This is a genomic window from Streptomyces sp. NPDC085927 (assembly GCF_044540975.1).
In the GTDB taxonomy this organism is placed as follows: Bacteria; Actinomycetota; Actinomycetes; order Streptomycetales; family Streptomycetaceae; genus Streptomyces; species Streptomyces hirsutus.
The window spans coordinates 81277-88775 of the sequence record NZ_JBITSN010000013.1 but is presented as its reverse complement, the minus strand read 5'-3'; the positions used below and the strand labels follow the sequence as shown (position 1 = coordinate 88775).

5 protein-coding genes are annotated in these 7499 nt (G+C 71.0%); 2 read left to right on the top strand and 3 right to left on the bottom strand.

What is annotated here, in order from left to right; genetic code table 11:
- Positions 1-579 precede the first annotated feature (579 nt).
- Positions 580-1077 carry a hypothetical protein gene (locus ACIF80_RS28135; RefSeq protein ID WP_399809818.1) on the top strand — a complete coding sequence of 166 codons (498 nt, stop codon included), beginning with the start codon at positions 580-582 and terminating at the stop codon, positions 1075-1077.
- 111 nt (positions 1078-1188) lie between these two features.
- Here ACIF80_RS28135 and ACIF80_RS28130 read toward each other — a convergent pair whose 3' ends face one another.
- Positions 1189-2148 carry an alpha/beta hydrolase family protein gene (locus ACIF80_RS28130; protein ID WP_399809816.1) on the bottom strand — a complete coding sequence of 320 codons (960 nt, stop codon included), beginning with the start codon at positions 2146-2148 and terminating at the stop codon, positions 1189-1191.
- 449 nt (positions 2149-2597) lie between these two features.
- Here ACIF80_RS28130 and ACIF80_RS28125 point away from each other — a divergent pair, with 449 nt between their 5' ends.
- Complete coding sequence (locus ACIF80_RS28125) at positions 2598-3380, top strand: sulfite exporter TauE/SafE family protein (protein ID WP_399809984.1); 783 nt, start codon at positions 2598-2600, stop codon at positions 3378-3380.
- Between the two features lie 105 nt (positions 3381-3485).
- On the opposite strand, the gene betT is transcribed toward ACIF80_RS28125, so the two are convergent.
- The gene (gene betT / locus ACIF80_RS28120; RefSeq protein ID WP_399809814.1) at positions 3486-5621 is read right to left on the bottom strand and encodes a choline BCCT transporter BetT; all 2136 of its coding nucleotides are present in this window, start codon (positions 5619-5621) and stop codon (positions 3486-3488) included.
- A 227-nt stretch (positions 5622-5848) separates the two neighbouring features.
- Positions 5849-7420 carry a GMC family oxidoreductase gene (locus tag ACIF80_RS28115; RefSeq protein WP_399809812.1) on the bottom strand — a complete coding sequence of 524 codons (1572 nt, stop codon included), beginning with the start codon at positions 7418-7420 and terminating at the stop codon, positions 5849-5851.
- Positions 7421-7499 lie beyond the last annotated feature (79 nt).

Genomic DNA, 7499 nt, shown 5'->3' with positions numbered 1-7499 from the left:
GGGGGGGGCGGCCCGGGGCGGGGGGGGGGGGGGGGGCGCGCCCCCGCGCCCCGCCCCCCCCCCCCCCGCGGGGGGGGGGCCGGGGCCGGGGGGGGGGGGGCCCGGGCGCCGGGCGGACCGGAGTCACCCGGCCTGCCCGGCACGACGGCAGATGAGCCGGTGTCCACGCCCAGCAGTGACGACGTACCACCGCAGGGCGGGCGGAGATCACGGGCCGCCGGGATTTCAGAGGGTCCCGGTGCCCCGGCCCGTTCACATCACATTCGCAGCCCGCCGCCCTTGCTGGCCGGGGCCGGGCTTCGCTACACAGAGGGCAGGAAGAACGGAACGCAGGACACCGCAGCCCAAGGACAAGTGCCGCCTCCACTCACCCCGATGGACCACTCGCCCGTGCCGCCCACGGCGCGCACCACCCCGACGAGGAGCCGCCACACCATGTCCGACAACAGCACCCCGGAAAGACCGGGTCCGGCACCGGCACCGAACCCGGAATCGGCATCCGCACCCCCGCTCCCCTCCACACCGCCCTCGGCTCCGCCGACTCCCCCGGTCTCTCAGGGATTTCAGGACCCGATGTCAATGGCTGCCCGCCGCCCGGGGCCGGGAAGGCGCACCCTCGTACTCTCCGTCATCGCCGCCGTCGTCGTGGCGTTCCTCGCCGGTGGCGGTGTCGCCTGGTGGGTGCTGGGCGAGGAGGACGGCGACGTGATGGACCATGTCGAGGTCTCGGGCGGCAAACTCGTCGCCGACGACAGCGACGACGCGTACTGCGACGACAACGACATCTACTCGTACAACGACTGCGACACGGACCCCGACGAGACGTACGAGTTCAGCTACAGGATCGCCAACAAGGGGGACGGACCCGCCAACTACTCCGTCGTCGTCAACGCCTTCGACGAGGAAGGCGACTTCGTCGGCCAGACCTACGTCGGCACGACCCACCTGGCCGCCGGTGAAACCGACTCCGACGAGGGCGAGTTCAACGAGTACAACGACTTCGAAGGGAACCGCGAGCTGTCCGACATCGCGTCCGTGAAGGTCGCCCACGCGGAACGTGTCGCCCTGGCCAACTGACCGCCGCGCCCGGTCGGCTCGGCCCTGCGGCGCCTTCCCTGCGAACCTCCGGCCTCCGACGTCGCGTCCACCTGTGCGGTCGGTCCTGCGGCCGGTCCTGGTGGGACTCGCCTACTTGTGCTGCAACTTCCCCAGGGGGGTGGGGTCTTCGTCCAGTGCGGTGGACGCCGCCTTCCAACTGGTGTCCTCGGGGTACAGGGCGCTGCGCAGGAAGGCCGAGCTGAGCTCCTGGATCAGCGCCACGCGCGCGGGGCTCTCGTCCGTCGTCGCGGCGGCCTCGTACCCGTAGATGCCTCCGAGCGAGTGCTCCGCCTCGAACAGGGTGAGCAGGCTCTTGCTTCCCGGGCTGTGGGTGTAGGGGTCGGTGAACCAGTCCGGTCCGCGGGTGGACAGGGCGGACCGGTCGTGGTCCCCGGCGACGACGAGGGCCGGCGCGGTCATGGTGTCGAAGGACGGCCTCATGAAGGAGAAGTGCTCGGCGGCGAACGGGGTCAGGTCGTCGCCCAGGCCGGTCAGCGCGAGCAGCACGCCCGCCTTCACCCGGGGGTCGGACATGGCCTCGCCGGGGACACCGCCGGCGTCGAGGACGCGCGCGCCCAGCAGTGTGCTCGCCGTCTGGGCTCCCCAGGAGTGGCCTGCCACAGCGATGCGGCCGCGGTCGACACGCCCGCCGAGGCCCGGCACGGAGGCTTCCAGGACGTCGAGTCCGTCCAGCACCCGCTTGAGGTCCTCGATGCGGAAGCGCCAGATCCGCGGTGTGCGGGGGTCCTCGGCGGGGAGCCCCAGCGTCCTGGAGTCGAGGTGGGTGGGCTGCAGGACCACGAAGCCCTGAGCGGCCCAGAAGTCCGCCAGCGGGGCGTAGTCCTTCATCGACGCGCCGAAGCCGTGCGAGAAGACGACGACCGGCAACTCCCCGCCGGTCGCGGGGGCGGACACGGCGACCTGGAGGTCCTCGCCCCGGCCGGGGGCAGGCAGGACGACCGGCCTGGCGGACACCACCGTGGTGGGCGCGTTCGTGGCCCTCCGTACGTTCACGTTGTTCGAGTTGCTTGAGTTGTTCGAGTCGGACATGGAAATGTTTTTCCTTTTCTGACGCGCAGTCGCATCGACCCGGGTACCGACGAGCGCGTGCTCCTCGTCCGGCCGGAGCGGGACGGCGATGGACGGCTCAGCCCCTCGGTCTGCCGTCACGAATGAAGCGGAACCTTGCTCCGCTTACGATACGGAACAGCGTTCCGCTTTTCAATCTCACGGAAGGGGCGTCCTGGTGGACGACGGCGGCCGGGGTGCGGGAAGCGCAGCCGGATCCAAGCGCGAGGACGTCCGGCGCAACCACCAGGCCCTGCCGGAGGTCGACGCTCCGGGTGCCGGACCAGCGGTCATGTGACCGTGTCCCGGCCGGACCTGCCCGAATCGTCCGGCAGATTCATACCGGAGGCCGCTCCGTGTCACAGTGGGCGGCCGGATGCATCCGCCCTTCAACCCGACCGGGAGAACTCGTGGAACTGTTGGCGGCCGGGATGATCGTCGGCGCGCTGATCTCGGTCGTGACCGCGCCCGTCGGGGTCTCCGGCGCGGTGTTCCTGCTGCCGGTCCAGCTCAGCCTGTTCGGTGTGCCGAGTCCGGCCGTCACTCCGACGAACCTCCTCTTCAACGTCGTCGCCGGCCCGGGGGCCCTGTGGCGCTACCGCCGGGACGGGGCTTTGCGCGGTCCGCTCGCCCGGCGGCTGGTTCTCGGTACCGTCCCGGGGGTGGTGATCGGCGCGGTGATCCGGGTCTTCGCCCTGCCGAGTCCCACGGTCTTCCGCCTGTTGATCGCCGCGCTCCTCGTACCGCTCGGGCTGTGGTTGTGCGCCAGAACTCTCCAGCGGGGCTTCTTGCGGCGGGACTCGCGGCAGGCTCCCGCCCCCGCTCACACCGAACCGTCCGGCCGGGCCGTGAGCAGCCTCGCCCTCGCCGTCGGGATCATCGGCGGCGTGTACGGCATCGGCGGCGGCTCCCTGCTCGGCCCGATCCTCGTGGGACGGGGCATGCCCGTCGGCCGTGTCGCGCCCGCCGCTCTCGCCTCGACGTTCGTCACGTCCCTCGTCGGCGCGGCCACCTTCGCCCTTCTGGGGCTGGTCAGCCCCGGCGATGTCGCACCGGACTGGGGCCTCGGCCTGGCCTGCGGACTCGGCGGCCTCGTCGGCGGCTACCTCGGCGCCCGCCTCCAGCCCAGGCTCCCCGAGACCGCACTACGGCTCACCCTGGGCACGCTCGCCGTCGCCCTCGGCACGCTCTACGCCGTCCAGACGTTGCGCTGACCGCCGGCTCGCCTACTCACCCGGCCACCCGGCCACCCGGTCACCCGGTCACCCGGTCACCGGCACTGTCCGCCGCCATCGCACCGCATCGCATCGCGTGGAGGGCTACTCCGGCAGGTGTGCCTCCGGCGCGTCCGGGCGGTGGCCGGGGAAGCCCGAGCGGGTGTCCGCCTCGTGGCGCACCCGCAGGAACTCCAGGTGCCGCTCGTACTGGTCGAGGCTGTCGGCGATGAGCTGTTCCTGGGTGTATCCCATCACGTCGTAGTCCTGGTTGCCCTCGGCGAGCCGGACCTCGAAGCGCACGTAGGTGTCGTGTGTGCTGACCGAGCGGGTGGCGAACGCGGGAGTCGGCAGCTCGACGGGCCGGACCCCGTAGACGAATTCGTCGTCCGGGCCGATCGGTACCCGCAGGTCCACGTGTGCGAGGCCGGTCTCCTCGTCGATGCCTTCCAGGACCTCCGCCTCCACTCCCTGCTCCCGCAGTTCGTGGGCGACCTCCTGGAAGGCGGGGCGGCACACCTCGTCGACGAACTTCACGGCCGCCCGCCTGTTGGGGAAGGCCATTGCCCGTCTCAGCCGCTGCCGCCAGTTCAGCGCCCCGGGCGGGCCGTGCAGCGTCATACGTCCGGAGAGCACACCGGGCAGCGTGGCGATCCGTGACTCCGCCCGCATCCGTTCGGTGCGCAACGCCAGATAGAGCCCGGCCATGATCAGGAACATGACGAAGGAGAAGGGCAACCCCATGATGATGGTGGCGTTGGTGAGCGCCTGCACTCCGCCCACGATGAGCATGGCGAGGGTGAGCAGCCCCGTCGTGACCGCCCAGAAGATGCGCAGCCACGGGGCCGCGTCGGTCACCGGGGTGGGCAGCTCCGCGCTGAGGTTGCCCATGACCAGGGCCCCGGAGTCCGCGGAGGTGACATACAGCAACAGCCCGACGAACGTCGCGAGTCCGGCGCTGAACAGGGCACCCGGGTACTGGTCCAGCAGGTCGTAGAAGCCCTGCTCGGGAAAGTTCATGGCCGTCCGGCCGAACTCGGTGTTGCCGTCGCGCACTGCGAACAGGGCGGTGTTGCCGAAGATCGACAGGAAGAGGCCGGTGAAGAGGAACGGGATGATCAGCGTCGCCGCGACGAACTGGCGCAGGGTGCGGCCGCGGGAGATGCGGGCCAGGAAGAGCCCGACGAACGGCGCCCAGGCGATCCACCACGCCCAGAAGAAGAGCGTCCATGCGTCCAGCCACTCGGTGGGCCGGTCGTAGGCGAAGGTGTTCAGGGTCATCGACGGGAAACGGCTGACGTAGTCCCCGACGTTCTGGACGATGGCGTTGAGCAGCCGGAACGGTTCACCCACGACCAGGATGTAGATCATCAGCAGGGCGGCGAGGAGGACGTTGAGCTGCGACAGCCGGCGGATTCCCTTGTCCACACCGGACGCGGCGGACACCGTGGCCATGAGCACCGCCACGACGATCAGGCCGATCTGCGCGGAGAGCCCCTGCGGGACACCGAAGAGGAATTTCAGTCCGTAGTTCAGCTGCACCACGCCGATGCCGAGCGTCACGGAGATGCCGAACACGGTGCCGATGATGGCCGCCAGGTCGACGGTGTCACCGATCCGCCCGTGGATCCGGCGTCCGATGATCGGGTAGAGCGCGGAACGGATCGCGAGCGGCAGCCGGTACCGGAAGGAGAAGTAGGCGAGCGTCATGCCCATCAGCGCGTACATGCCCCAACCGGTGATGCCGTAGTGGAACAGGGTCCACACCACGGCCTGACGGGCGGCCTCGAGCGTCTCCGGGTCTCCCTGCGGTGGCGCGAGGTAGTGGCTGACGGGTCCGGTGACCGAGAAGAACATCAGGTCGATGCCGATGCCCGCCGCGAACAGCATCGCCCCCCACGTGAAGATGCCGTAGTCGGGCGTGGAGTGCTTGGGCCCCAGCTTGATCGTGCCGTACTTGGAGACGCCGATGAAGACGACGAACGCCAGGTACAGGGTCGCGGCGAGGAAGTAGTACCAGCCGAACCACCAGGAGATCTTGCCGACCGTCACTCCGATGACCGATTCCGCACCGGAGGGCGTGATGATCGCCCAGATCGAGATCGCGAGGATCAGCGCGCCCGCGCCGAAGAAGACCACGGGCTTGAGCGTGCCCGTGCCCGTGCCCGTGTCCGTCGGCCCGGCCTCTGCCGGCGACTCCTCCGGTGCCGCTCCGGTGCCCTTCTCTCCAGCGGTCGACACGATCGTTCTCCTCCTTCGCTGAGGGCAAGGACGTCGGCTCCCGACCTCCGACGGCCGACGGCGTCTGCGGCGGCGCACGGAGCGCGGGTGAGTGACCTCCTGCCGGTGCTCAAGCGCCTGTTGCACAGGGGCAAGGCCGTTTCCGGTGATGCGGTGCCTGCGTCCAGGGCCGGTCCGGCGTGCTGACCCCCGGAGAGCCGTTCACGGGGGCGTGGCGCTACGCACGGTCACTGCGGCGCCTCCCGGCCGGCGGGCCGGGGGCTGCCGGTGAGCAGGTCGGCGGCGCGTTCGGCGGCGAGCAGGACGGTCACCATGGGGTTGATGGTGGGCATCGTCGGGAACACGGACGCGTCGACGATGCGCACGCCCTCGACGCCGCGCAGCCTCAGCTCCGGGTCGCAGACGGCCATCGGGTCGTCCGCCGCGCCCATGCGGCAGGTACCCGCCGGGTGGTAGACGGTGTGCGCCGCACGGCGCCCGTACTCCGACAGGCCGGCGTCGGAGATGACGTCCGGGCCGGGCGCGACCTCGCGGACGAGCCAGCCGCTCAGCGGATCGGTCGCGGCGATCTCGCGGGCGATCTTCAGGCCCTCCACGATGGTGCGTTCGTCGTGGCCCTCGGGGTCGGTGAAGTACCGGAAGTCCAGGGCGGGGTGCTCGGCGGGGTCGGCGCTGCGCAGCCACATGCGGCCGGTGGAGCGGGCACGCGGCACGTTCGGCGTCATGCACACCCCGTGCTCCGGTACGGGGTAGCCCAGGCGTTCGGTGTTGACGGTGAACGGCACCTGGTAGAAGTGGAACATCAGGTCCGGGCGCGGCTGGCCGCGGTCGAGACGCAGGAACAGGCCGGCGTCGGAGTCCATCGCGGAGTTGGGCGGCAGCGGGCCGTCGGTCTCCCAGACCATCACGGACTCGGGGTGGTCCAGCAGGTTCTCCCCCACGCCCGGCAGGTCGGCCCGCACCTCGATGCCCAGGCGGCGCAGGTCGTCGGCCGGGCCGACACCGGACAGCATCAGCAGGCGCGGGGTGTCGATGGCGCCGGCGCACAGCAGGAGTTCGCGTTCGGCGCGCACGGTGGCGGGCTCGCCGTCGGCGCCGCGCACGGCGACCCGGGTCAGCCTCCCCGACTCGTCGGTGAGCAACCGGTGGGCCCAGGTCTCCAGGAGGAGGGTGAGGTTGGGGCGGTCCAGGACCGGGTGGAGGTAGGCGACGGACGCGGAGGAGCGCAGGTTGCCCTCCGGCTCGTAGGCCAGCGAGAAGAAGCCGGTGCCGTCGGCGAACGGCTCGGCGTTGAAGTCGTCGACGACGGGGACGCCGACGGCGCGGGATGCGGCGGTGACGAAGTCCTTGGCGATGGGATTGCGGTCGGCCTCGGCCACCGGGACGATCCGGGTGAGCAGCCGTTCCCGGTAGGGGAGGATCGTCGCCGGGTCCCAGCCGGTGCAGCCGTGGGCCACCCAGTCGTCGAGGTCCTGCGGCAGCGGCAGGAAGCTGATCAGCGTGTTGTGGGAGGAGCAGCCGCCGAGTACGCGGGCCCGTGAGTGCAGGATGTGGGAGTTGCCGCGCGGCTGCTCGACGGTGGTGTAGCCGTAGTCGAACTCCGAGCCGAGCAGGTTGATCCAGTTGCGCAGGCGCAGGATGCGCTCGTCGCCGACGTCGCTGGGGCCGCCCTCGATGACGCAGACACGGCAGTCGGGGTCCTCGCTCAGGCGGGCGGCGAGCACACAGCCGGCGGTGCCGCCGCCGACGATGACGTAGTCGTAGGCGGACTCGGCGCCGTGCGGGACGGTGGAGGCCATGGAGTGCCTTTCTTCGGCGGCCGTCGGGTGCTGGAAGGGCGGTGGAAGGGCGGTGGGAGGGCGGCGGGAGGGCGGTGCG